The following is a 23,431-nucleotide window of genomic DNA, read 5'->3' as shown; positions in this document are numbered from 1 at the left end:
TGGAGCGGAAATCAACGACTTTCAAGAGCAACAAAATTTGTGAAAACAGCCATAAGAAAAGATGGTTCTAGATCATGTCTAGAGCCATCTTTTTTGCTTGTTCGTACACTCTTTTGAATGAGATTTCATTTTTATCAGCCAGAAGTCTGCAGTCCTCAAATTCCGGTGAGACCTGAATGATTTTGTTCTTATGAACCCCTAGTTTTACAGAGACAGAACCCCACTCTGTTTCCACCTTCATGAACTTTCTTCCCAATCGGTGACATGAGACAGGATATGAACGGACACCCAGGCTGGATGTTTCCTCAAATAGTAATGATTCGAGTCTTTCCATTTTATCAGAAGAAACAAGGACAGACAGTTTGTAGGAGGGTCGATTCTTTTTCATCGTAATCGGTGTGAAGAAAACATCACTAGCCCCATTATTTAAGAGGACTTCTAGCGTATAGCCCATCATTTCCCCGGTACAATCATCGATATTGGTTTCCAGCATGACCATCTTCTCATCAACATGTTCTGTACGATGTGCAGGATCATTTTCACTGAATTCAAAGAGAGTGGTTATTTGATTTCCGCACTTGCCTTGGTGACACTTATCAAATAACAGTGGCTCTCGTGAAACTGTGACAGAGTCAGCGAGAAAGAGGGAGGCAGGATAGGATAACGTTGACTCTTTTACAACGGTACAGGGAATGGCCATTAATCGCTGACTATGAACCGGATTTTGTAGATCCCTTTTGGTTATATCGAGCGTATCGACCAATTCGATTTTTATATCGCAGGTTTCCGTGAGCCATATTACACATCGATACGCATGTAATTCTTCTTGATCGATGTCAGGGTTATCGGTAAGTCCAGGGATCTGGTCCTGCTCCTCTAGATTTCCGTTTTCCATCCATTCACGACACGCTTCTGAATACGCCTTTACGTAAGGAATCGTCAATAAAGCTTCTTGTACGCTTTGCATCATCAAACCATTGCTGGCAAGCATTTTTAATCTCATCATAAACCACCTGAAGTTAATTGTTAGTTATAGTTTAACACGTTTCTACATCTGTGGTCGTAGAGCGGTCTTAGACTTTTCATCGGTCCATTTCGGTAGGAAAAGTTCAACCTCGGTTCTGACGAAAAGAAACGCCTTCTTCAATAAACTAAAACTAAGAAATCAAACCATTAAGGAGTTGTTTATCAATGAAGGAAAAACAAGTCGTCATGATTACCGGAGCATCTAAAGGGCTAGGAAGAGCCGTCGCGAGAGCATTTGCGAATAATGGAGCGAACCTTGCAATTTGCGCCCGGGGTGAAGTGAAACTGAATGAGGTGGCAAGAGAACTCGAGACATTAGGAGCTGAGGTCCTTGCTGTAACAGCTGATGCATCCGATCCAAGAGATATCGAGCGTTTTGTTTCGCTGACAGAATCGAATTTCGGAAAAATTGATGTACTGATCAATAATGCTTCCAGACTCGGACCAAGTCCAATGCCGTATCTAGCGGATTATCCAGGTGAGGATTTTCTGGATGTCTTGCGTGTCAATGCGGACGGTCCTTTCAGACTTACCAAACGTGTTTTGCCAGGTATGCTGCAAAGAGGATCTGGCTCGATCATCAACGTTACCTCTGAAGCAGGGAATGTTGGTTATGCAGGCTGGGGGGCGTATGGGGTTTCCAAGTTTGCATTGGAAGGATTGACGGAGATTTGGGCGGATGAATTGGAAGAGACCGGTGTCCGGATCAATATGGTCGACCCGGGTGAGATGAATACCGAAATGCATGATCTTGCTGTTCCGGATTGTGATTATGAGCTTGCAGACCCGGAAGATTTGACGGATGTATTTCTTTATCTCGCATCTGGTGGATCACAGCACGAAAATGGAAAGCGGCTAGAAGCACAAAGCTTCGTCGTCGAGAAGAGGTGAATGAGGTGGCGCTAGCTGCAATAAAACCGTTGAAATTCCATCTCCCTGGTGAATTAAATGCCTCAATGCCACCAGAAGTAAGAGGATTGAGACGTGATCATGTCAAAATGATGGTTCTCGATCGCGTCAATGGAAAAACGAAGCATGATCATTTTCATCATTTAGAAAACTATCTGGATAAAGGTGATTTGCTTGTTTTGAATATAAGCCGTACGCTCCCAGCTTCTTTTAAGGTGAAAATAAGAAGAGACTGCAGGATCGTCCAAGTAAATGTTGAAATCCGGCTTGCACAAAGGAAGAGTAATTCGGTTTGGAAGGTTCTGATTGTGGACGCGAAGGTTCAAAAAAACGATGTCCTTGTTTTTTCCCCGAACCTGACTGCATTCGTCCGATCAATCAATCGTAATGAACCGCTTGTGACGATCTGTTTTTCCTCAAGGGGGAATGAGCTCTACAATCAGTTGTATATGTTAGGCGAGCCGATCCGTTATGAATATATCCACCACCATTGGACTCTCGAACATTATCAAACGGTTTACGGGACTGTTCCGGGATCTGTTGAAATGGTTTCGGCAGGAAGGGCATTCAGCTGGGAAATGCTGCTTCGTCTAAAGAAAAAAGGTGTAAAGGTTGCGACAATTACCCTCCATACCGGGTTAAGCTATTTTACAAACGATCAGTGGCAAGTAGGTCCAGCTGATAGTCTTGAAGAATATGAGGTTCCAAGTGAAACTGTCCATGAAATCAATGAAACGAAACAATCTGGAGGTAAGGTGATTGCGGTAGGGACTACGGTCGTCCGTGCACTTGAATCCGCTATCGATCAGCAAGGCAACACGGTTTCGAAAAAAGGATGGACGAACCTGCACATCCACGAAGACTATTCTTTGAACGTTGTTGATGGCCTCATCACCGGGTTCCACGAACCAGAGGCAAGTCATCTTGATATGTTGTCAGCGTTCATTTCACCTATCGGAATTACAAAAATGATAGGGAAACACCGCATCCAAAACAATTTCACCTGTAAGCAGGACTATCATCACCTTTTCTCTAATTAACCATATAGAGAGGGGGAGGATTATGACAGTTGCACGTGCACAGATCGTCCATGAAAAATTGGAAGCTGCAGTCAAATTACTGGATTTACATAACGTAGATACATGGCTTATTTTAACGAGGGAGGGCTATGATCCAAGCCTGCCATTTGTGACGGATAACCTGCCAAAGGATAAAACGACAATCTTCATCAATAAAAGTGGGTTACACCAAGCCATCGTTTCAAAAGAAGATTATGAGGCATTCCAACAAACGGAAGTCTTTTCAGACGTCATCACATATGACGAGCAAATGGATGAGGTGTTCCTGAAAGTGTTCCATACAATTGATCCTCAAAAATTGGCGTTGAACATTTCGCTTTATGATCATTTGTATGATGGACTCTCATTAGGCCTTCATCATTGGATGGAGCAGTTGATTGGACCGTTGAAATTGCAACAGATTGAAGTGTCGAGTGAACCGATCCTGCAACAATTAAGATGTATAAAATCGAAAGCAGAAATTGAAGCGGTGAAAAGAGCGGTCACCCACACTACGGATATTTTTGAGGAAGCATTCAGGAAAATGCGAGTGGGGATGACGGAAAAAGAAATAGGAGAGCTGTTTGTCGATGGAATGAAATCAAGAGGTGTCACAAACGGATTAGGGAAGCCTTATGATTTGCCGCTTGTTTGCATTGTACGGTGTGGACTTGCTCATCGGAAACCAGGTGATCATAAGGTCAAACCGGGGGACATCGTGATCGTCGACTTCAGTTTACGGTGCGAGGGCTATGTATCAGACATCGCGAGAACGTGCTATTTCTTGAAAGAAGGCGAAATTGAACCGCCGGAAGATGTGCAGAAAGCGTTTGGAGCTGCCCTTGAGGCGATTTCCAGATCAATCAATGCATTAAGACCAGGAAAGAAAGGTTATGAGGTCGATGCAGTCGGCCGGGCGTGTATTGAGGAACATGGGTACCCGACAATCCGCCACTCAGTTGGACATCAGGTTGGTCGGGCGACACATGATGGGGGGACTATCCTTGGACCAAGAAGGACACCGCCTCGTCCCCAGGTGGAAGGCGAGATCCAGTCTGGAGAGATTTATGCGGTTGAACCGACCGTCATCCAGGATAATGGACTTCCTTGTATGCTGGTCGAAGAGAATGTCCTGGTAACTGAGCATGGACCAGAAGTATTGAGCAAACGTCAGCTTCAAATCATCACGATCCCATATGAAGGGGTGAATTGAATGAGTCTTCAAAAAGAGAATTTGCAGAAATCAGTTGAGGAGTTGAAAGAACAGCAAATCGACCTCTGGCTCATTTTTACAAGTGAGGGGAGTGATCCATGTCTGCCGTTCGTTACAGGTGTTGAAACCGTTGGACCTGGAGCTTTTCTCATAACGAGGGACAATCGGAAGCTTGCAGTCTGCAGTTCGATCGATGCCCAGGACATCGAAGAATGCGGATTATTTGATGAGGTCAGGACGTACCAGCAGGGTGATCTTGACGAAACCTTGAAAGCAGTGGTCGAAGAAATGGCTCCTTCTAAAATAGCAATCAATTATTCAGAAAAATTTCCACTCGCCGATGGACTCACAACTGGACGGTTCAGATGGTTGAAGAACATGCTTCAAGATGTCTATAGCGGAGGGTACGTATCTTCAGAAGTAATCTTAAGAAGACTATCATTCGAAGAACCCCCTGTTTTTAATAGATGAGCCATACGTTCTTGGAACGGAGGCAAAAGCTGAGGATTCGTTTGGAAACCTTCAGCTTTTTCTTATGGACAGAACCTAACCCTTTGCTAGTATTATTTAAGTGAAAATCACCGCATATTTGTATGTTAAAATTAGTAGTGGGAGGTGTTATATTTTGCCAAAATGTGATAACTGTAACACTATATTTAAGTGGAGAAAAATCTTCAAAGCAAATTTATTTTATAGTCCGATTCAATGCAGCAAGTGTAATTCAGTACATAAAGTTGCATTCCTTTCAAGGTTCACAGTGACATCCTTAACTGTTTTACCAATATTAATTTTTGGTTATTATTTGTCTCCCTTTAATAATGTAATAGTGACTTTGATAATCGGTTTATGCATCGCTATTCTTGGCTTTTTGATTGCCCCCTTTTTAGTAAATTATAAGGAAATCAAGAATTAGATCTCTTCATAATTCCTCTAATACCCTCGAAATCTTGGTAACTTCCGTTGAATTATAGACTTCTAGACTTATATTCAATTATTTTCTATCATTAAAACTTTTTTGGTATCTGATTTGTCTTATACTTAGAAGAAGAAAGAAGCAGGGGGGAAATCATGGGGGAGGAACTTGTAACAAGAGCGCAGCGCGGCGACGAAGACGCTTTTACAGAAATCATACATACTCATAAAAAACTGCTCTATCATGTCGCCTATAGATATTTCCATAATGAACATGATGCGCTTGAAGCCATTCAGGAAACGACCTTCAAAGCGTATCGTTCCATAAGGAAACTTAAAGATCCTTCCTCAGCAAAAGCGTGGCTGCTGAGGATTCTGACAAACTATTGCCTGAATGAGATTCGGAAAAAGAAGCGGATGATCCATTACGAGTGGTTGATAGAAAACGAAGAAGGACTTTCTGACGAATTTGATCTCAATGATCGTATTGTATTAAAAGAAAAGATTATGAACTTGAAGAAAAATCTTCAAAAGGTGATTTTTCTAAAATATTATCAAGGATTCACCACAAAAGAGATTGCACAAATTTTAGATAAGCCAGAGAGTACGATAAAGACGTGGGTCTATAAAGCACTAAAACAATTACGCGTGCAGTTGGAGAGAGAAGGTGCTGTTGATGGACGATAAACAAATACGTACACCTGAGTCGATTGACCAATACATCCAAAAGGGAATTCAGAAAGGAAAACGATACAAACTGATCCAGAGAAGGTCGATTGTCAGCCTCGCAACTTCACTGACACTGATTTTGTTGTTCATTACCAGCGTGCGCATCTCACCAGCATTTGCCGATACCATCAAGACATTACCCGGAATGCAAGTGATCGTCGAGATGATCCAGGGAGACAAGGGATTGGAAGATGCAGTTTCAAATGATTTCATTCATGAGGTGAATGAAAAAGAAACACATGAAGGAGTCACCCTATCTGTGGATCGGATCATCGTTGATCAAGCAAGGATGATTATTTTCTATTCTGTTGAAACCACTATGGATTATGAATATTTGCGATTGCACCGCATCAATATGCTGGACGAGAATGGAGAAGAAATACAAGCAAGCATAGGATACGGAGACCCACTTGAAAGCGAAAATCTACAGGAAAATAAGAAAATGAATGGAAAAATTGTTGCAACATTTGCCGAAGATGTGAAGGTGCCTGAGATAGTCACGCTACAGACGACATTACAAGATGCAGATTCTCCTTCAGCGATCCATTCTGAAGCCAGGACTCTGGATTCGGAATGGAATATCGAGATTCCAATCAAAGAAGAGTGGTATGCAGATACTCGAGAAACAATTGAAATTATGGAAACGGTTGAGATGGAAAGACAGAAAATCCATTTCGAAAAAGCGGTAATCGATCCTACGCTGATTGCACTTCACATCAAATATGATGAAACGAATGAGATGCAACTCTTCAGCTTCGATGATTTGAAGCTGATGGATGACAAGGGCCAAGTATGGGAGCCGATTCAGAATGGCATCATCAGCTCGGGCGAAGATGACGACTTTACGCTATACTTTCAGAGCAACTATTTCAGGAAGCCTGAGGAGCTTTATTTGTCCGGCAGTTCAATTCGTGCAATTGATAAGGATGAACAAGAGGTTGTTGTCGATCTTCGGGATGAAAAGCTAACTCAAGCCCCAAGCGATGGGAGGATCCAATTGGATCAAATCAATCGTGAAGGTGGGGATGTTCAGTTTGAGTTTGCGATAAGGATGGGAAAACAAGATAAAGATCATCACTATGAAATTTTTGATAGCATACCTGTCAACCTTGACCAAAACGGGGAAAGAGCTCAAAATGGGTATTCTCGTTCAGATGAAAATTCACTAATTATGCAAAACTATTACATAGTGTACAATCCCGAAAACACCAAAGAGATTGTACTCAAAATCATCGATTATCCGAATCGCATCCAGGATCCGTTCAAAATTAAGATCAAATAGCAGCAGTATTTCTTGTGGGGCTGTTCCAACTGAACAGCTCCATTTTGCACTTAAAGAAAGTATAAAGATACGTTCTTTAGTATAAGTGCAACTAAGCTCAGCCTACGCTAAAGGCTTGGCTTTGCTAGGTTTTCTTTACATGCAATAATTTTTATAATAAAACTATAACACTTCTAATTTCTTGTTCTAATATTGAAACCCATGACAATCCGACTGCATCTTCAATATAGCGGGATAATGTTGAAAAGGTATACTTGAACTACCCGTCACTTAGCACTCTTGCGAGTGGCTTGAAGTGGGGGATTCCTAAGAACACCAGCGTAACCGCAGTTATGGATTAGGCGATCCCCGCAGTTCCTGCGGTTAATCGTAAGGCTTCCTTACGAAGATTCCTACTTGCGTTAGGATCTCGATCATGATGCGTCGTGCATTTTGGGCATGCAAGATCCTTAACGTCTTTATGACGATAGCCACAATGGGAACAAAGTTGACTGGAAGGAAACGTCCTGGATACCACCACGATCTGATTACCGTACCACTTTGCTTTGTATTCAAGCATGGAACGGAATGTTGACCAATTTACTTCACTTATGGCTTTGGCGAGGTTGTGGTTCTTAAGCATATGGGATACCTGCAAATCTTCTATACCAATAAGGTCGTGGTTTTGGACAATATGGGTAGAGATTTTATGCAAGTAATCGTTTCGCGTATTTGCAATTTTCTCGTGTATTCGGGCAACTTTAATCCGTTGCTTATGCCAATTCGAAGAGCCTTTTTGACGTCTGGATAGGATTTGTTGGGCTTTCACCAGTTTCTTTTCTAAGATGCGATAAAACGTAGGGTTCCCATACACCGTTCCGTCTGACAATATGGCAAAGTCTTTTAGTCCGACATCAATCTCCACTGACGAGTTGGTTTTAGACCCATCACATACTTCTGTTTCCACCAAAATGGACACATAATAGTTGACACTTGGGTTTCGTCTGATGGTGGCATTGAGGATCCGTCCTTTAACCACACGACTCTTTGCCAATTTGACGAGTCCCAGTTTGGGCAATTTGATTTTGTTTCCAACAATTGCAATATTTCCGTTTGTATATCTGGTGGTATAGGATTGGACCTTATTCTTTTTAGACTTGAATCGGGGAGGGTTGTTTTGTTTCTTGAAGAATCGTGAAATGGCCTCAAGGAAGATTGAAGGGCAACACTGTCTACTTCGTTCAGCCATCGTAATTCCTTTTTCAGTTGCGTTAATTGCTTCGAACAAGTCGTATAGGTCAATCCTTTTCCTTTTTCTTCGTAGGAGGTATTCCATCGTGCCAAAAAGTGATTAAATACAAAACGACTGCAGCCGATTGTCTTCGCGATTAAAATTTCTTGTTGTTTGGTCGGATAGAGTCGAAATTTATAGGCTCTATGAACCAACATGAATTCCACCTCCTGAAAACGAACATATGTTTCTATTATATTATAAGGTTTCATTTTAGAGATGAAAAAGAAACGATTCCCAAAAAAATTAGACAAATCATGAGTCGGAAAATGGAGATGGTAAGATTCATCCCTTGTCCAAAGGCGATTATACTCATTGGGCTATGCCCTTCCCATTCTTGAGGATGGGGTGTTCACCTGAAGGGCGTTTGCATTTTGCAGGAGCGCATACGAGTGTACCTCATGGCTGGATCCAGGGCGCTATTGAGTCCGGGATAAGGACTGCGATGGAAGTGAACGAACGCTAGTTATTTTTAGAAAACGTAAAGGAACAAAAAAGTTTTTATTGAAACTATGTATGGAGATTATCAAAATAGGAAGGGACAAGATAAAGTGGAACGAGTAGATGTAGCTTATTCACTCATATATGATGAACAGATGAAAAAAGTATTGATGGTACATAACACGAAGTATGACAATTGGACATTGCCTGGGGGTGCAGTAGAAGATGGCGAAACTTTAGAAGAGGCTGCAGTTCGGGAAGCAAGGGAAGAGACAGGATTGAAAATCGAAGTGGAGAATCTTGTAGCAGTTAATGAAGCTTTCATGACCGAGAATGGTCATCATGCTGTATTCTTCACATTTAAAGCGAGAATCATTGAGGGTGACATTTCGATTCAAGATACAGAAACCATTTCAGATGTAACATGGATGGATATCCAGTCCGCAAATGAATGGATGTCCTATCATCCAAATGGAATTGAGCGTTTTCTGGAAAATTCCATTCCGTATGTATTTCAAGGCACTGTATGACGGAACAGCTGACTCCTCCTGGAAAAGTGTTTTAAAAAGTAGATTTGCAGGAAAGATAATTGTATAGCGTTATTGCTTTCTGCGAAATTCACAAGTAATTTTTCGCTTAAGAACCTTTCTTCAAGTGTAAAAATCAACAGTAGATTTTTTAAAGGAGGAGATCAAGATGAGTGACGTATTGTTTACATCACAGGCAACAGCAAAAGGTGGAAGAAAAGGACATGTCAAATCAGATACAGGGCAAATTGACCATGACCTTGTTATGCCCACAGATGATACGGATAAGCAAGGGACAAACCCTGAAGAGTTATTCGCAGCTGGATATTCAGCATGTTTTGATGGCGCTCTAAATTTAATGGCTTCAAAAGAGAAAAAAGAAATCGACTCGACTGTGACTGCCGATGTCAGTTTTATGAAGGATTCTAGTGACAACGGTTTTAAAATTGGTGTTACCCTGAATGTTGAAGTGAATGGCGTCAGTCAAGAAGATGCGGAAGATCTGGTGAAGAAGGCACATGATTTTTGTCCTTATTCAAAAGCGACCCGAGGTAATATTGACGTCAAACTCAATACGAAAGCGGTATAGAAAACAAAAAATTTCATTACGTAAGAGGCTGGAAAAATGCATTTTGTTGAAAGAAAACCTGGACAATTTGTCCGGGTTTTCTTTAGTGATCCATAAATGAGGGTACCGCTTCGTCAACATCCTTCGCTTTCCGCGGGCACGGCCTCAGCCTCCTCAGTAAGTACAAACCGCTTTCTTCCGGGGTCTTCGACTCGTGCTGTTCCCGCTGAAAAAAGATGACTGCTTTATGCAGTCATCCTCCGATGTGGGACATTTCCACTTTCGATTTTCTTTTCGTGTGTGCCGTTCTTTCCTCGGAATAGCGGTCTTTCCGATTTGTCCATATGCCTTTGATGATTTCCTTCATTTCATCATCAGTAGCTCCGTTTCGCATAGGTCCGCGCAAGTCATTCCCTTTCGATGAGAAAAGACAGGTGAAGAGTTTTCCTTCTGCGGAAAGTCTTGCCCGGTTGCAGGATGAACAAAAGGCATCTGTGACTGAGGAGATGATGCCGATCTCGTCATCGGATCCTTTGTATCGGTACCTCGTCGCTACCTCACCATTATAATTGGGATCGATAGCCTCAAGCGGCATTTCTGCATTGATCCTTTCTATGATCGCGTTTTTTGAAAAGACGTCATCCAACTTCCATCCATTCGAATTACCGACATCCATATACTCGATAAACCGGATGATGATGCCTTGTTTACGGAAATACTTGGCCATCGGCACTATATCCTGGTCATTGACTCCTTTTTGGACGACCATATTCATCTTGATGCCCAGACCTGCCTCTCTCGCTGCGTCAACACCTTTTAAAACTGTATCCACTGAAACATCGCGACCATTGATTTTCTTGAATCGTTCGTCATCCAGCGTGTCCAGGCTAATCGTTACACGATGCAGACCGGCAGCTTTCAATTGTTGCGCATACTTTGGTAAGAGTGAACCATTGGTCGTCATTGCGATGTCTTCAATATGATCAATTGAAGAGAGCATCTTGATCAAACTTGACAAATCTCTCCTCATTAAGGGTTCACCGCCTGTAATACGGATCTTTTTGATCCCAGAAGTGTCCTGGAACAATTGAGCTAATCTTGTTATTTCCTCAAAGCTTAATAGCATATTCTTTTTTAAAAATTCGTAATCAGGACCGAAAATGTCAGCAGGCATACAGTAATGACACCTGAAGTTGCAACGGTCAGTAACAGAAATCCGTAAATCACGAAGGGGACGTTGAAGTTGGTCCAAAACGTTCATAGCGGGCTGTCACCTCCTTAATGGATTGGAAATTCATATAATCCGTTCTGGGTGTGTATATACATTCATCTTATTTCCTCTGATGAAACCAGCCGTTGTTATATTCAAGTCTTCAGCAGCTTGGAGAGCAAGTTCAGTTGGTGCGGATTTTGAGAGTAGGATGCCAACTCCGATCTTTGCAGCCTTCATAAGAATTTCAGAAGAAATCCGTCCACTGAAAACGAGGATTTTATCTTGTACTTTGATCTTATTCATTAAGCAATGTCCGTAAAGTTTATCAAGGGCATTGTGTCTGCCGATATCTGTACGTGAAACGATGATTCCCTCTTGCGTACATATAGCAGCATTGTGGACTCCACCTGTTTCGTGAAATGTACCGCTTGATGATTGAAGCGCGTTCATCAGGTTGATGCATTGCTTAAACGTTATCTTTTCTTTTGACATTGAAGATTTTGCGGTTCTTACATCATTTTGGAAGTAAAAGGATTGTCTGCTTTTTCCGCAACATGAGCCGATGAATCGTTTCGTATGATCGTGAATCGAAGGAGTGATTTCTGCTGTGGTTTCAATATAGGCAAATCCTTTATCTTCATCCAGATAGAGAGAAGTAACATCACGTTCAAAAATACGGATGATTCCTTCTGATGCAAGAAAACCAATCACCATTTCCTCAAGGTGAGAGGGTGTACATACCATTGTAGCAAACTCATTGCCATTCACCCTAATGGTAAGCGGATATTCTGTAGCGACGATATCTTCTATTTCTGTCACTTTTCCATCCTGGTAGGATTTGATTTTGCGCCTTGTTGTCATGATCTCTTCCATCGTATCCCTCGTTCCATTGTTCATCGGTTTCTTCCTCCATTATATCTCATTTCCATGTTTTATGTGGTTGAAGTGTTTGAGAAATGGGGCTGAAAAATGACTATATTGGGAAAACTCTTCTCATATTCAATCAATTTTTGATGTGAAAAAAGCGGAATTTTCCCAATAACGGAAAAGAGACTCCCATGTTATACTGAAGTAGACAATCCCCTTAATACTCTGACACCGCCCATACCTTTTTTGGTGCAAGCACTTGTTGCTTGCACTCTTTTTTTGTGCAAGTTCCTTTCGAAAATCAAAATATTTGTTGTGAATGCGCTTACATGTTATTATTTCAAAAAATCTTCGCAGAAATTTTTACCAAAAGAAATGGTATTAAGTGTTGCTTCGCAAATTCTAAAATGTGAGGGGAGATAATGTGTCGAATAAGGTGAAAAATCGTTGGTTGATTGCTTTGTGTGGTGTGGGAATCCATTTATCAATCGGCTCGGTGTACTCCTGGAGTGTTTTTACGAAGCCATTGATGAATCAATTTGACTGGAGTTTGAGCAGAGTTTCCTGGACGTTCAGTATTGCGATTCTGTTTCTAGGCCTTGCAGCGGCTTTCATGGGCCATTTTGTAGAAAAGCATGGCCCTAGGAAATCAGGTATCATTTCAGCGCTATTTTTTGGACTTGGACTTTTGGGATCAGGACTCGCGATCAACTTTGAATCTCTTATTCTTCTTTATATTAGTTACGGCGTATTTGGTGGAATCGGACTAGGGATTGGGTATATCGCGCCAGTATCTACATTGGTGAAATGGTTTCCAGATAGGAGAGGACTTGCGACAGGACTTGCGATCATGGGCTTTGGTTTTGCTTCATTAATTGCCAGTCCGGTGATCAATTCATTAATCGACCTCGTAGGTATAGCAGGAACCTTTTATACGCTAGGTATCGTGTATTTAGGAATCATGCTCTTGTCCTCTTCGTATCTTTCGCCGCCTCCAGAAGGATGGAAGCCCGAAGGTTATGAGGAAACGATGGAAAAACGTAAAAATAAGACACAGGACCTTTCACAACTTACTGCGAATGAATCTCTTAAAACAAGACGGTTTTGGTTCTTATGGGTGATGCTATTCATTAATGTTACATGCGGGATCGCAATAATATCTGTTGCATCGCCGATGGCTCAGGAAATTGCTGGTTTAAGTGCGGCAGCAGCAGCTACGATGGTCGGAATCATGGGTCTTTTCAACGGTTTGGGCCGGATTGGCTGGGCTTCCTTATCCGATTACATCGGCCGGCCGAACGTATACACGACATTCTTCCTGATTCAAATTGTTCTATTTCTACTGTTGCCAGTGACCACAGCAGCCTTATTATTCCAGATTTCATTATTTGTGATATTGACGTGTTACGGGGGAGGTTTTGCTTCTATCCCAGCTTATATCGGGGATTTGTTTGGTACGAAACAGCTAGGGGCGATCCATGGATATATTCTCACAGCCTGGGCTGCAGCTGGACTAGCAGGACCGGTTATTGTTTCTTGGCTGCGTGAAGTGACGAATAGCTATACACTGACCCTTTATATTTTTGCTGGAGCATTTTTAGTGGCGCTCCTCGTGTCGATTCTTATACGTTCTGATATCAAGAAACTGAGGAAGGAAAATAAAGATAGATTAGCGAGTTAGCAGTCAAGTTTCCTGTTACTAATACAAAAAGACTATAAACCCGGATACCTTTACGTTGTTTTTTGTGGGTAGGAAAGTTGGGAAAATTTTTGTTAGCAGCCATCGATTTTTCTGGGGTATTTTTAATTGTTTTCCCAATAACAAACACTTTAGCACCGTGTTATACTAAAGTAGACAATCCCCTTAAAACTCTGACACCGCCCATACCTTTTTTGGTGCAAGCTCTCGTAGCTTGCACTCTTTTTTTGTGTTTTTTGAAATTTAAGTTGAATTTCATGGGGCTGTTTTCTAAAATATTTTCACCATAAGCTTTCAGCACCTTCCTTTACAAAATTCCATTAGCTACAAATTTTGTAAAATAGCCTTGCAAAAATAGCCTTGTGAAAAGAACTTAAAACAGCACTGGCCGCCGAACACTATAAATAGAAATGTCAACGTGGTTTGAATAAATATGAACATTTTTTCGGTAAATGATTCATCATTGGTTTATATCCACGAAACTGAGGGTAAATTGTTATTGTTTATAGATACCAGCAGATTGTGGATTCAACGAGGATCGGCTCATCATGAGGGAACGGCTCTAACATTTTCACACCACCTGAGCTTAGTCTTTCAATGTGTCGGTCCAATCCATAATTAAAACTTTTGATTTTTAAGTTTTTTAAAAGGTAAAGGAGCGGCGGCGATGAATGTTTTTTCAATTGATGCACTGGAGAATCGACATGTTATTGTGACTGGTGCAAGCGGAGGGATTGGGAGCGAAACAGCCAAAGCTGTAGTGAAGATGGGTGGAAAAGTGACAATCACCGCGAGAGATGAAAAGAAGTTGGACCTGTTGAAACAAGAACTTACAGAATATACACCACCGGACAATATTAATCTACATATAGCCGACTTGACGAGTGAAACTGAACAAAAGCATCTTGTAGATAAGGCGATTGAAAAGCTTGGTCCAGTGTATGCCTTGGTGAATTGTGCAGGAATAGCTGGTGGTGGAATTGTTGATGATACGTCGAAGGACGAGTTGGAATTCATCATGGATCTGAATTACACGTCAGCAGTTATGTTGACAAAACTCGCCTATCAAAGTATGAAACAGCATAAAGGTGGGGCCATCATCAATGTTTCGTCGCTATCAGGCTTAAGAGGAACCTATGGGAATACGGCATATGCTGGCTCTAAATTCGCACTGATTGGATTCACGCATTCTTTCGCCTTGGAAGCGATTGAAAACGGAGTAAGAGTCAATGCGGTTTGTCCAGGTTATGTGAACACACCTATGGGGATCAAAGCAATTGAAAAGAGGGCAGTGCGTAACGGGATTTCTTTTGAGGAACAATTGAAATGTATCGAAAATGAATATCCGTCAGGGAAATTGACCCAACCAGAGGAAGTTGCCAATACGATTGCATACTTGCTTACCGATGCAGCTCCAAACATTATCGGAGAATCGGTTAAAATTTCTGGTGGAAGTGTCATGCGGTAGAAAAAGCAAAAGGGACTAACCTAGTCGGTATAGTCCCTTATTTGTTCCACTTGAAGAAAGTTTAAAAATACTTTCTTCAGTATAAGCGTAACTAAGGCTCAGCCTGCGCCAAAGGCTTGGCAAAGCCAGAGTTTTCTTTATTCTGACAAGCTATGCTCTTACTGCTTCTTTCAGCTGTTTCCCAGGCTTGAATGCTGGAGTACGTGTTGCAGGAATTTGAATGACTTGACCTGTCTGTGGATTACGTCCTTTTCTTGCTTGGCGTTCACGGACTTCAAAACTACCAAACCCGATCAGTTGGACGTTTTCTCCTGTTGTTAGTCTTTGAGTAATCGCATCAATAACTGCATTGACAGCTGTAGTAGAATGTTTTTTGGATAATCCTGTTTGTTCAGCAACCTGTTGAATCAAATCACGTTTGTTCATTTTTTATTCCTCCTTGGATATTGTTCAATAGAACATTATGTATCTACCATTCTTGCCGGTTTTGATTTTTATATACATCCTTCCTAAAAAAAAATCGAAAAAATATCCAGGACGGTAAAAATGCGGATCGCTTGGGGTAATTGAATGGATGTTGTGAAAATCAACAATAAAAACAAAAAATAAAGGAAGGTTGATCCTCTAAAAAGGATCTTCCTTCCTGTAAATGAGTTTATGATAGTTCCGGTAATATTCGCACTTCCGGCTTCATCGGTGAACTACAGAGTGGACAAGCTGGTTCAGAATCAAACGTCAACCCATCTCTCATCCATCCAGAACAATTATCGTTTGTACAGCTCCAAACTTTCGTTTCCACTTCAGGGATTGGTTCTTGTTGATTCTTTGAGAAAAATGCCATTGCTTCCACCCTCTTTATCTTAGTATCTCTATTATAACCAATTTCACAAAATAATATAGTTCAGAAGTTCAAGGTTAATGTGAAAAAGGTAATGAAATGTTTCGGATCATACATATTAATTATAACATTAGGGGGGCGAATTTAATGGAATTATCGAATAAAGTTACAGTATCGTTCACTCAAATCTGGAGTGATATCCAAAGATTTCTAGCCAACAACCGGAAGTATTTTGAAGTTTATCGCGTTAGAGCTTGGATTTGGAGTGTTTTTGTTCCAATTATTCTTTTTGTCCCGACTTACCTATTACTTGCAGCATTTGATCAATTCAATTTCACCTCAATTGTACAGTTTTTCTTGAGTCTTTTTCTATTTATCACTTGGATCGTGGCACCAGGGATGTTTTTATATGTAAATAGAGGGTGTAATACGATTTCGAAGATTTGGTTCTGGACATGGCTTGGATTGGACCTAGCTTTTATCATTGTTTGGATCATTGTTTTCACATGATTAAATGAACGATCAGAAGGGTGGGGCTTTTACAGTAACAAGTTCTGCTTTGCACAATTTATGTAAGGTGTGTGATTCTCCTGCGATTTGTTGTGTGATTGTCTGGGTATAACAAAGGTCGCTAGAAATATATGTTATAGGTATGAATAAAACCTGATCGTGATTCAACAAACGGCCAGGGATTCTGAAATAAGGGTTGTCAGCTGGGATTTTTGGTATTAACGGACAGGAGAGCCGTTATCTGTGACAAAAACGCTAATTTCGGGATGCTAACGGACACCAGAGACGCTATTCGTTAAAAAGTAGATTGTTTTTGATGATTTTGGAGCAAATAAGGTTTCTTATGTCCGTTAAGTTTAGTGTAAATGAATATTTTATAGAAATAAGGTCTCCTGTGTCCGTTAGGTTTATGAATTAGTCATTCTTCCTCAATTATCGGGGGTTTTCAAGCACCTCAACAATATAAAGTAGAAAAGAGCTCAGATTTGAGTGAGCTCTTTTCTTGTGAATTCCTTTGTGAAACTGTCTGTGAATACGTTGCTATTCGTCCTGAGATTTTGGTTACGAATTCTGATTTTATACATCAAAACAGTACCCATTACTTTAAAGGCAATCCTTTTATAGAAAGTGAAACCCTGTCCGAACCAGTACAATCCTCGGACAGGAGCAGACTTTCGACCGCAGTAGAGCCTCTATTTTTCTAAAATCTCAGTCTTGAGACGGAGACGAATACGTTCCCTGGATTGTTCTAGCTTTCTTGCAATCGAGGTATTCTTATATTAACAGTAAAAAAGAAGGGGAATGGCAACATTTGTCTAACTTTAAAAGATGACCCTTCATAAAAGATAAAGGTGTGTGGTCAGATGAAATTGAGGTCTGGAGGACAATTTGTAGTAGCTGTAATTTTTGTGCTGATCGGATCCATGTTGCTTCTTGTCAACCTGGGTATGATTTCCATGGAAATAGATGAAGCGTTTGTTTTCTTGTATCCTTTTGTAATATTGTTGCTTGGTTTGAAGTGGTTATTGGAAGCGATGTTCACAAAAGGACGTCGGGGAAATTGGTTCATGGGCTTGTTTTTGTCGGTCATTGGTGGTTTGCTGGTCGGTGATCGTTTAGGATTCATGGAGTTCAGATTTGAACAAATTCTTAACTTATGGCCGTTATTATTGGTGTACATCGGAATTCGGATGCTTTGGGGAAGAGGGCCAAAAATAACAGTCAATCGTAAAAAGAAACATTCGAAAAGTAACTTTGTCACTGACGTTTCGATGAAGGATGACAATTGGCATGTAGAAGATATGGATGAATGGAACGGTGTAGCTGACTTTGATTTCGATTACACTCGGGCATTCATACCAGACAAAGAAACGACCATCCAATTAGGCGGATGGGTGGGTGATATTAAAATCCTGATTCCAGAAGATGTCGAGTTTTGTGTTACCTCAAACACAAAGGTCGGAGATATCAAAATCGGCAATTATAAAAAGGACGGATTGTTGAAAGAGGCAAAATATAAAACAGAAGGTTATGATGAAGCAACCAGGAAACTGACATTTGATTTCAAGTTTCAAGTTTTGGATTTGAAAATAAACCGGGTCTAGGGAGAGGATGGAATGAGTGAGAATCATAATGGAGTCAGGAGACTCTTTTACAGAACACATTTATTGAATGCAGTTTACACGACTGTTCTAATCTTCTTCCTATTTCAGATCCTCTATTTTTTGAACCCCGCGGCTGATCGAATTGTGATCAGTCTCGTGGTTTCTATTGCTGTTTTTTTCCTTTCATTCATCTTAGGGATCTACTTCAGTATTCGGAAAGGGCAAAGCTTGATCAATCGTCTGAACGAGATCTCAGTAGGAATCACCAAATTATCGCGTGGAAATTATGACTATCGAATCAGTGATGGTGAAGAGGATGAAGTCGGTGTCATCTCTGCAGAAATTAACCAGCTATCTGAAAAGATTCAAAAACAAGTCCAATCTTTACAAAAACTTGCGAATGAAAAAGCTGAATACGCTGAAAAAGTACATACAGCTGCAACCATCGAGGAAAGGCAACGGTTGGCACGGGATCTGCATGATGCTGTCAGTCAACAGTTATTCGCTCTGAATATGATGTCATCAGCTGCATTGAGGTTGTTTGAAACCCATCCTGAACGAGCTAAAACTCAGATCGAACAAGTCGTGGAGATGGCGAATAAAGCGCAGGGTGAGATGAGAGCGTTGCTTTTACATTTACGCCCAATTGATCTCTCAGGTGAAAAATTACATAGCGGTATCCGGGATCTAGTAAAAGAGCTTCAACAAAAATCCGGGATTGAAATCCAGTCGGAAATAAATGAAATCCCTGAATTGTCGCGTGGGATTGAAGACCACTTGTTCAGATTGATGCAAGAAGGACTTGCGAACGCCTTAAGACACTCTCAGGCAACAAAAATCACCATCAAACTTGATAGCAACCAGAAACATATCCGTATACATTTAAGGGATAACGGGGTCGGCTTCGACTTGAAACAAAAGAAAAAAACATCTTACGGATTAAAAACGATGCAAGAACGCTGTGATGAAATTGGCGGAATTTTCTCTATCACATCTGCGAAGGGGCAGGGAACTGCAATCGATGTCAAAGTTCCAATTGAAAAAGGGGATGATAGCTTTGGAAAATCAGATTAAGCTTTTTCTGGTTGATGATCATGAAATGGTAAGAAGGGGATTAAGCTCGTATTTGATGACAGATCCATCCTTTGAAATCATCGGTGAAGCATCAAGTGGTAATGAAGCCGTACAAAAACTGAAAGGACTGGATCCGGATGTCGTGCTGATGGACCTGATTATGGAAAATGGAAATGGAATCGAGGCAACGAAAGAAGTAGTCAAGATTCTTCCGGATTGTAAAATCATCATTCTCACAAGCTTTTATGATGATGAGCAGGTATTTCCAGCTATTGAAGCAGGGGCGTTCAGTTATGTACTTAAAACAGCCTCCGCTGATGAAATATCAGAAACGATCAAGAAAGCCTATGCAGGTGAATCAGTGATCGAGTCCAAAGTCGCGCAAAAAATGATGAACAGATTCAGGACGAAAGAATCATTGCCGCATCATGAACTGACGAAGAGAGAACTTGAAGTGCTGTCTTTAATCGGTGAAGGAAAAACGAACCAAGAAATCGGCGATACATTATTCATTGGGATCAAAACAGTTAAGACCCATGTCAGTAACATCTTAAGTAAATTGGCCGTCTCAGACCGTACACAAGCTGCAATCTATGCGAATCGACACAACCTTTCAAGTTAAGTGTCAAGTTTCCACTGGAGTGTCGCGAATTTCGCTATAAAGAATTTTTAAACCCTCGAGGTTGATCTTTAAAAAAGCTGAAAATAGAAAACCGATCCTGGACATCGAAACGGTTCTGTCTATGGATCGGTTATTTGGACTTAAAGGAAGTATAAAATACTTTCTTCAGTATAAGTGCAACTAAGGCAAAGCCTATGCTAAGGCTTGGCTTTACCAAGTTTTCTTTATATTCTCTTATACTTCCTCTAAGTTAGTGACGTTTACTGTCATTTCGTTGTCCGGATTCTCTCTTGTGTAGACGCGGGCTGTATTCCCAGTTTCATCGACTTGTTGGATCCAGACTGGGTTTCCGCGGTAATGTACAGTGATTTCATTTGGTGATTCCAATATTTGTTTTGCTCTTCCTGCGTTCATAGTCTTTTCATCTCCTTTTACATTTAAAGAAAGTATAAATACTTTCTTCAATATAAGTGCAACTAAGGCTCAGCCTGCGCTATGGCTTGGCTTAGCCTAGTTTTCTTAATGTAACTTTTCCTAGTTTTGATCAATTGTATTGTTTTATTCATATTTGTAAGCTACAACCTTGTTAAAGCTTTTAAGTTGTATGATAAGATGAAAGAAAATAGGTTAGGTAAAAGGTAGATGAATAGGATGGATGATCGTTACTCCAGACATACGCGGTTTTCAAAAATCGGTCAATCGGGCCAGGAAAAAATAAGAGAGAAACATGTTCTTTTGATAGGTGCTGGAGCACTAGGGTCAAGCTGTGCCGAAATGCTGGTGCGGGCTGGCATAGGTAGACTGACGATTGTGGATCGGGATTACGTTGAATGGAGTAATCTTCAAAGGCAACAGTTATATACAGAAGTTGATGCGGAAAACCAAATTCCGAAAGCTATTGCTGCGAAAACACGCCTATCAGAAATCAATCGAGATGTTATTATCCATGAAAGATTAGAAGAGACGAACGCTGCGACAATCGAAGAACAAATAACCGGTGCAGATTTGATCATAGATGCCACCGACAATTTTGAAACACGGATGCTTATCAACGATGCGGCTCAAAAGTGGCGGATCCCATGGATTTATGGAGCATGTACAGGAAGCCATGGGTTGACGTATACGATCATTCCAGGTGAAACACCATGCTTGGCTTGCCTTTTAGGAAAGATTCCATCAGGTGGTGATACGTGTGACACTGCTGGTATCATATCACCTTCCGTACAAATGGTGACAGCTCATCAGGTCTCCGAAGCCTTCAAAATATTAGTCGAGGATTTTGACGCACTTCGAAAAAAGGTTGTCTTTTTTGATTTATGGCATAATCAGTATACGTCGTTAAAAGTCGAGCGTCTGAAAAATCCCGAATGTTTGAGTTGTAGTCCAGAAGCTAGCTATCCCTACCTAGATGCGCGGTTGAGTTCGAAAACAGCTGTTTTATGTGGGAGGGACACTGTGCAAATCCGGCCGTTACCTGGAGTTTCGATTGATCGAAATAGGCTGAAAAGCAAATTGTCTCAACTAACTTCAAAGATTCGAAGCAATGAGTACTTATTACAAGTCGAAATCGAAGACACTAGAATGGTCATTTTCAAAGATAATCGGGTCTTGATTCATGGAACGAAAGACATTAACAAAGCAAAAGCATTATACAATCGCTATATATCTGGATAGTTCTCTTTGGAAAAACGTCTGAGAAAGGCGTTTTTTTTATGGGAAAATATACTGCCAAAGTATTACAGGTTGGGAAAATTGTGTTTGAATCTATTTGAATTTATTACGCTTTTATCTGTTAATTTCCCAATACAACTACCCCCGTATTTATGATAATCTTATTTTATTGATTGAAAATTCAAAAAACGATAGGAGGTGTCATTTTTAGAAAATAGTTGTTGTTAATAATTTTAAATTAAAGTTTTTACAACAACTATAGTTCTTGCAATCAATACATACATCCAGAGTTTCCACAGAGAAGTTTTCATTAGATAATAAGGGAGAGATGGATAATGAAACGTATATTGTCAATCGTGACGACGGCTGTTTTGATGGTATCGATCTTTGCGTCAGGGGTTTTTGCAGCCGGACAAGATGAAAACCAGTCCAACGAAAAGTTGAGAGTTTTGATTTCCTCCACAAATGAGAACGCTTTGAATTCTGCTAAAGAAAACTATGGTAAACGATGGGATTTCAAGGAAAAAGGGTTCACGACGAACGTGACTGAAAAACAATATGAGGGACTGAAGAAGAACAAGAATCTTGAAGTTTCTCTTGTCAATAAAGTTTCTTTAGATAAAGTTAGTCAAAATGCAAGCCGTACGGCTACACCTTCCGATCAAACGCCATGGGGAATGGAAGCGATGTATAACGACTCCAACCTTACTGCGACAAGTGGCGGAGATGGTGTCCGAGTAGCTGTATTGGATACAGGTACTTATACTGATCACGTCGATCTGGTTGAAAACGTAGAACAATGTAAAGACTTCAGTTCTAATCGTTCTCCGATTGTGGATGGGAAATGTGATGATAAAAACGGTCATGGTACGCATGTTGCCGGAACTGTATTAGCAAATGGCGGCGCTGATGGACAAGGTGTTTACGGTGTAGCACCTGAATCTAAGTTATGGGCATATAAAGTGTTAGGTAACAGCGGATTCGGTTATTCCGATGACATCGCAAATGCAATCAAGCATGCTGCTGACCAAGGAAACAGTCTTGGTGTGAATGTCGTCATTTCCATGTCACTAGGATCCAGCTCAAAGGATGCTCTTATTTCAGATGCGGTAACTTATGCGATGAATAACGGCGCATTGGTTATTGCTGCTGCAGGAAATGACGGACCGAATCCTGATACGATCGGTTTCCCTGGTGGACTTGTGGACGCGGTGGCAGTTGCAGCACTTGAAGATGTCCAAGAAAACGGTACCTACCGTGTAGCTGATTTCTCATCGCGCGGAAATCCTGCTACAGATGGTGATTATGTCATCCAGGAAAGAGATGTAGAAGTTTCTGCCCCAGGTAGAGCAATTGAATCGACATGGAAGGATGGCGCTTATAATACGATCAGTGGAACTTCCATGGCAACACCTCACGTTTCTGGTTTAGCGGCAAAAATCTGGGCAGAGAACCCATCATTATCGAATTCAGCTCTTAGAACTGAACTTCAAAACCGTGCAGAAGCTAATGACATCCTTGGTGGACAAGATGCTGCCAATGGTGACGATATCGCTTCTGGATTCGGCTTTCCGACAGTTCAATAACTGATTGCATTCACAAGGAACTGGCCTTTAAAAGGTCAGTTTTTTTATTTCTCTTTTCTAATAGATTGTTGCTTTTGAGTCATTTTTAAAAAATCACTTGTGCAAGTTGATTGGAGAGCAAGGTGCGAGACTACTCGAAAATGAAAATCGCATTTTCTTCGTGCGATGTAACACTGCCGAAGCTTTCCTTGTCCTGCGGGATCAGCGTGCCTACTACCTGAATAATCTCCTGGCAAGGTATGCGACGAGGAAGCTCGCTTCGACAGGACTTTCTTGTAGACGCAGGAGCACAAATGCTTCCTTGAAAAGGAGACTCCTGAGGTAGCAAGGCGACGAGTGGGCTC

General features: G+C 41.0%; 24 protein-coding genes and 2 pseudogenes. 18 read left to right on the top strand and 8 right to left on the bottom strand.

What is annotated here, in order from left to right:
- Window positions 1-67 precede the first annotated feature (67 nt).
- Entirely contained in the window at window positions 68-1,003 is a 936-nt protein-coding gene (gene larC / locus ACTWQL_RS00785) for a nickel insertion protein (protein ID WP_443140536.1), read from the bottom strand.
- A 188-nt stretch (window positions 1,004-1,191) separates the two neighbouring features.
- Here larC and ACTWQL_RS00780 point away from each other — a divergent pair, with 188 nt between their 5' ends.
- The 7 genes from ACTWQL_RS00780 (at window position 1,192) to ACTWQL_RS00750 (ending at window position 7,129) form a co-directional block, all read left to right on the top strand.
- Window positions 1,192-1,917 carry an SDR family NAD(P)-dependent oxidoreductase gene (locus ACTWQL_RS00780; RefSeq protein ID WP_443140535.1) on the top strand — a complete coding sequence of 242 codons (726 nt, stop codon included), beginning with the start codon at window positions 1,192-1,194 and terminating at the stop codon, window positions 1,915-1,917.
- 5 nt (window positions 1,918-1,922) lie between these two features.
- Window positions 1,923-2,975: an S-adenosylmethionine:tRNA ribosyltransferase-isomerase gene (locus ACTWQL_RS00775; RefSeq protein ID WP_443140534.1), complete on the top strand. Its 1,053-nt coding sequence runs from the start codon at window positions 1,923-1,925 to the stop codon at window positions 2,973-2,975.
- Between the two features lie 22 nt (window positions 2,976-2,997).
- Window positions 2,998-4,206, top strand: a complete 1,209-nt coding sequence (locus tag ACTWQL_RS00770) for a M24 family metallopeptidase (RefSeq protein WP_443140533.1) — start codon at window positions 2,998-3,000, stop codon at window positions 4,204-4,206.
- Window positions 4,207-4,677, top strand: a complete 471-nt coding sequence (locus ACTWQL_RS00765) for a hypothetical protein (RefSeq protein WP_443140532.1) — start codon at window positions 4,207-4,209, stop codon at window positions 4,675-4,677.
- Between the two features lie 100 nt (window positions 4,678-4,777).
- Window positions 4,778-5,119, top strand: a complete 342-nt coding sequence (locus tag ACTWQL_RS00760) for a TIGR04104 family putative zinc finger protein (RefSeq protein WP_443140531.1) — start codon at window positions 4,778-4,780, stop codon at window positions 5,117-5,119.
- A gap of 155 nt (window positions 5,120-5,274) precedes the next feature.
- Window positions 5,275-5,805, top strand: coding sequence for a sigma-70 family RNA polymerase sigma factor (locus ACTWQL_RS00755; RefSeq protein WP_443140530.1), 531 nt, complete (start codon window positions 5,275-5,277; stop codon window positions 5,803-5,805).
- Entirely contained in the window at window positions 5,795-7,129 is a 1,335-nt protein-coding gene (locus tag ACTWQL_RS00750; protein ID WP_443140529.1) for a DUF4179 domain-containing protein, read from the top strand. Before ACTWQL_RS00755 ends, ACTWQL_RS00750 begins: the two co-directional genes overlap by 11 nt.
- Window positions 7,130-7,466: 337 nt before the next feature.
- Here ACTWQL_RS00750 and tnpB read toward each other — a convergent pair.
- Window positions 7,467-8,557 (bottom strand): annotated as a pseudogene (gene tnpB / locus ACTWQL_RS00745) (IS200/IS605 family element RNA-guided endonuclease TnpB).
- Window positions 8,558-8,685: 128 nt separating this feature from the next.
- Here tnpB and ACTWQL_RS00740 point away from each other — a divergent pair.
- The 3 genes and pseudogenes from ACTWQL_RS00740 to ACTWQL_RS00730 all read left to right on the top strand — a co-directional run.
- Window positions 8,686-8,865 (top strand): annotated as a pseudogene (locus tag ACTWQL_RS00740) (FAD-dependent oxidoreductase); the annotation flags it as partial.
- Window positions 8,866-8,950: 85 nt separating this feature from the next.
- Window positions 8,951-9,370, top strand: a complete 420-nt coding sequence (locus ACTWQL_RS00735) for an NUDIX hydrolase (protein WP_443140528.1) — start codon at window positions 8,951-8,953, stop codon at window positions 9,368-9,370.
- A 166-nt stretch (window positions 9,371-9,536) separates the two neighbouring features.
- Window positions 9,537-9,956 carry an organic hydroperoxide resistance protein gene (locus ACTWQL_RS00730; protein WP_443140527.1) on the top strand — a complete coding sequence of 140 codons (420 nt, stop codon included), beginning with the start codon at window positions 9,537-9,539 and terminating at the stop codon, window positions 9,954-9,956.
- A gap of 232 nt (window positions 9,957-10,188) precedes the next feature.
- On the opposite strand, the gene moaA is transcribed toward ACTWQL_RS00730, so the two are convergent.
- Together moaA and fdhD are read right to left on the bottom strand one after the other, a co-directional pair.
- Window positions 10,189-11,196 carry a GTP 3',8-cyclase MoaA gene (gene moaA / locus ACTWQL_RS00725; protein WP_443140526.1) on the bottom strand — a complete coding sequence of 336 codons (1,008 nt, stop codon included), beginning with the start codon at window positions 11,194-11,196 and terminating at the stop codon, window positions 10,189-10,191.
- Between the two features lie 33 nt (window positions 11,197-11,229).
- Window positions 11,230-12,021, bottom strand: a complete 792-nt coding sequence (fdhD, locus tag ACTWQL_RS00720) for a formate dehydrogenase accessory sulfurtransferase FdhD (protein ID WP_443141436.1) — start codon at window positions 12,019-12,021, stop codon at window positions 11,230-11,232.
- A gap of 418 nt (window positions 12,022-12,439) precedes the next feature.
- On the opposite strand from fdhD, the gene ACTWQL_RS00715 reads away from it, so the two are divergent.
- Both ACTWQL_RS00715 and ACTWQL_RS00710 read left to right on the top strand, forming a co-directional pair.
- Window positions 12,440-13,696, top strand: coding sequence for an L-lactate MFS transporter (locus tag ACTWQL_RS00715; RefSeq protein WP_443140525.1), 1,257 nt, complete (start codon window positions 12,440-12,442; stop codon window positions 13,694-13,696).
- A gap of 685 nt (window positions 13,697-14,381) precedes the next feature.
- The gene (locus tag ACTWQL_RS00710) at window positions 14,382-15,182 is read left to right on the top strand and encodes an SDR family NAD(P)-dependent oxidoreductase (protein ID WP_443140524.1); all 801 of its coding nucleotides are present in this window, start codon (window positions 14,382-14,384) and stop codon (window positions 15,180-15,182) included.
- A gap of 150 nt (window positions 15,183-15,332) precedes the next feature.
- On the opposite strand, the gene ACTWQL_RS00705 is transcribed toward ACTWQL_RS00710, so the two are convergent.
- Entirely contained in the window at window positions 15,333-15,608 is a 276-nt protein-coding gene (locus ACTWQL_RS00705; protein ID WP_443140523.1) for an HU family DNA-binding protein, read from the bottom strand.
- 229 nt (window positions 15,609-15,837) lie between these two features.
- Window positions 15,838-16,023, bottom strand: a complete 186-nt coding sequence (locus ACTWQL_RS00700; protein ID WP_261130634.1) for a cold-shock protein — start codon at window positions 16,021-16,023, stop codon at window positions 15,838-15,840.
- A gap of 144 nt (window positions 16,024-16,167) precedes the next feature.
- On the opposite strand from ACTWQL_RS00700, the gene ACTWQL_RS00695 reads away from it, so the two are divergent.
- From ACTWQL_RS00695 to ACTWQL_RS00680, 4 genes are all read left to right on the top strand, one after another.
- Window positions 16,168-16,530 carry a hypothetical protein gene (locus tag ACTWQL_RS00695; protein ID WP_443140522.1) on the top strand — a complete coding sequence of 121 codons (363 nt, stop codon included), beginning with the start codon at window positions 16,168-16,170 and terminating at the stop codon, window positions 16,528-16,530.
- A gap of 863 nt (window positions 16,531-17,393) precedes the next feature.
- The gene (gene liaF, locus ACTWQL_RS00690; RefSeq protein ID WP_443140521.1) at window positions 17,394-18,134 is read left to right on the top strand and encodes a cell wall-active antibiotics response protein LiaF; all 741 of its coding nucleotides are present in this window, start codon (window positions 17,394-17,396) and stop codon (window positions 18,132-18,134) included.
- Between the two features lie 12 nt (window positions 18,135-18,146).
- Window positions 18,147-19,208: a histidine kinase gene (locus tag ACTWQL_RS00685; RefSeq protein WP_443140520.1), complete on the top strand. Its 1,062-nt coding sequence runs from the start codon at window positions 18,147-18,149 to the stop codon at window positions 19,206-19,208.
- Window positions 19,192-19,830, top strand: coding sequence for a response regulator (locus ACTWQL_RS00680; protein WP_443140519.1), 639 nt, complete (start codon window positions 19,192-19,194; stop codon window positions 19,828-19,830). The genes ACTWQL_RS00685 and ACTWQL_RS00680 overlap by 17 nt, the downstream gene beginning before the upstream one ends.
- A 234-nt stretch (window positions 19,831-20,064) precedes the next feature.
- On the opposite strand, the gene ACTWQL_RS00675 is transcribed toward ACTWQL_RS00680, so the two are convergent.
- On the bottom strand, window positions 20,065-20,244 hold the full coding sequence (locus tag ACTWQL_RS00675) for an H-type small acid-soluble spore protein (RefSeq protein ID WP_443140518.1): 180 nt from the start codon (window positions 20,242-20,244) through the stop codon (window positions 20,065-20,067).
- A gap of 237 nt (window positions 20,245-20,481) precedes the next feature.
- Between ACTWQL_RS00675 and ACTWQL_RS00670 the strand changes: the two genes are divergently transcribed.
- Entirely contained in the window at window positions 20,482-21,504 is a 1,023-nt protein-coding gene (locus ACTWQL_RS00670; RefSeq protein WP_443140517.1) for a MoeB/ThiF family adenylyltransferase, read from the top strand.
- Between the two features lie 332 nt (window positions 21,505-21,836).
- Window positions 21,837-23,087: a S8 family peptidase gene (locus tag ACTWQL_RS00665; protein ID WP_443140516.1), complete on the top strand. Its 1,251-nt coding sequence runs from the start codon at window positions 21,837-21,839 to the stop codon at window positions 23,085-23,087.
- A gap of 130 nt (window positions 23,088-23,217) precedes the next feature.
- Here ACTWQL_RS00665 and ACTWQL_RS00660 read toward each other — a convergent pair whose 3' ends face one another.
- Window positions 23,218-23,415, bottom strand: a complete 198-nt coding sequence (locus tag ACTWQL_RS00660) for a hypothetical protein (RefSeq protein ID WP_443140515.1) — start codon at window positions 23,413-23,415, stop codon at window positions 23,218-23,220.
- Window positions 23,416-23,431 lie beyond the last annotated feature (16 nt).

It is taken from the genome of Pseudalkalibacillus sp. R45, assembly GCF_052246725.1.
Classification (GTDB): domain Bacteria; phylum Bacillota; class Bacilli; order Bacillales; family Fictibacillaceae; genus Pseudalkalibacillus.
Note: the sequence above shows the minus strand (reverse complement) of the source record. Positions and strands in the feature narration are given on the sequence as shown.

Bases quoted from the DNA above. Each gene is read 5' to 3' on its own strand.
- larC (WP_443140536.1), bottom strand. From the start codon at position 1,003: ATGAGATTAAAAATGCTTGCCAGCAATGGTTTGATGATGCAAAGCGTA.
- ACTWQL_RS00765 (WP_443140532.1), top strand. From the start codon at position 4,207: ATGAGTCTTCAAAAAGAGAATTTGCAGAAATCAGTTGAGGAGTTGAAA.
- ACTWQL_RS00685 (WP_443140520.1), top strand. From the start codon at position 18,147: ATGAGTGAGAATCATAATGGAGTCAGGAGACTCTTTTACAGAACACAT.
- liaF (WP_443140521.1), top strand. From the start codon at position 17,394: ATGAAATTGAGGTCTGGAGGACAATTTGTAGTAGCTGTAATTTTTGTG.
- ACTWQL_RS00750 (WP_443140529.1), top strand. From the start codon at position 5,795: ATGGACGATAAACAAATACGTACACCTGAGTCGATTGACCAATACATC.
- ACTWQL_RS00670 (WP_443140517.1), top strand. From the start codon at position 20,482: ATGGATGATCGTTACTCCAGACATACGCGGTTTTCAAAAATCGGTCAA.
- ACTWQL_RS00770 (WP_443140533.1), top strand. From the start codon at position 2,998: ATGACAGTTGCACGTGCACAGATCGTCCATGAAAAATTGGAAGCTGCA.
- ACTWQL_RS00710 (WP_443140524.1), top strand. From the start codon at position 14,382: ATGAATGTTTTTTCAATTGATGCACTGGAGAATCGACATGTTATTGTG.
- ACTWQL_RS00780 (WP_443140535.1), top strand. From the start codon at position 1,192: ATGAAGGAAAAACAAGTCGTCATGATTACCGGAGCATCTAAAGGGCTA.
- ACTWQL_RS00675 (WP_443140518.1), bottom strand. From the start codon at position 20,244: ATGAACGCAGGAAGAGCAAAACAAATATTGGAATCACCAAATGAAATC.
- ACTWQL_RS00705 (WP_443140523.1), bottom strand. From the start codon at position 15,608: ATGAACAAACGTGATTTGATTCAACAGGTTGCTGAACAAACAGGATTA.
- ACTWQL_RS00665 (WP_443140516.1), top strand. From the start codon at position 21,837: ATGAAACGTATATTGTCAATCGTGACGACGGCTGTTTTGATGGTATCG.
- ACTWQL_RS00695 (WP_443140522.1), top strand. From the start codon at position 16,168: ATGGAATTATCGAATAAAGTTACAGTATCGTTCACTCAAATCTGGAGT.
- fdhD (WP_443141436.1), bottom strand. From the start codon at position 12,021: ATGGAAGAGATCATGACAACAAGGCGCAAAATCAAATCCTACCAGGAT.
- moaA (WP_443140526.1), bottom strand. From the start codon at position 11,196: ATGAACGTTTTGGACCAACTTCAACGTCCCCTTCGTGATTTACGGATT.
- ACTWQL_RS00730 (WP_443140527.1), top strand. From the start codon at position 9,537: ATGAGTGACGTATTGTTTACATCACAGGCAACAGCAAAAGGTGGAAGA.
- ACTWQL_RS00755 (WP_443140530.1), top strand. From the start codon at position 5,275: ATGGGGGAGGAACTTGTAACAAGAGCGCAGCGCGGCGACGAAGACGCT.
- ACTWQL_RS00700 (WP_261130634.1), bottom strand. From the start codon at position 16,023: ATGGCATTTTTCTCAAAGAATCAACAAGAACCAATCCCTGAAGTGGAA.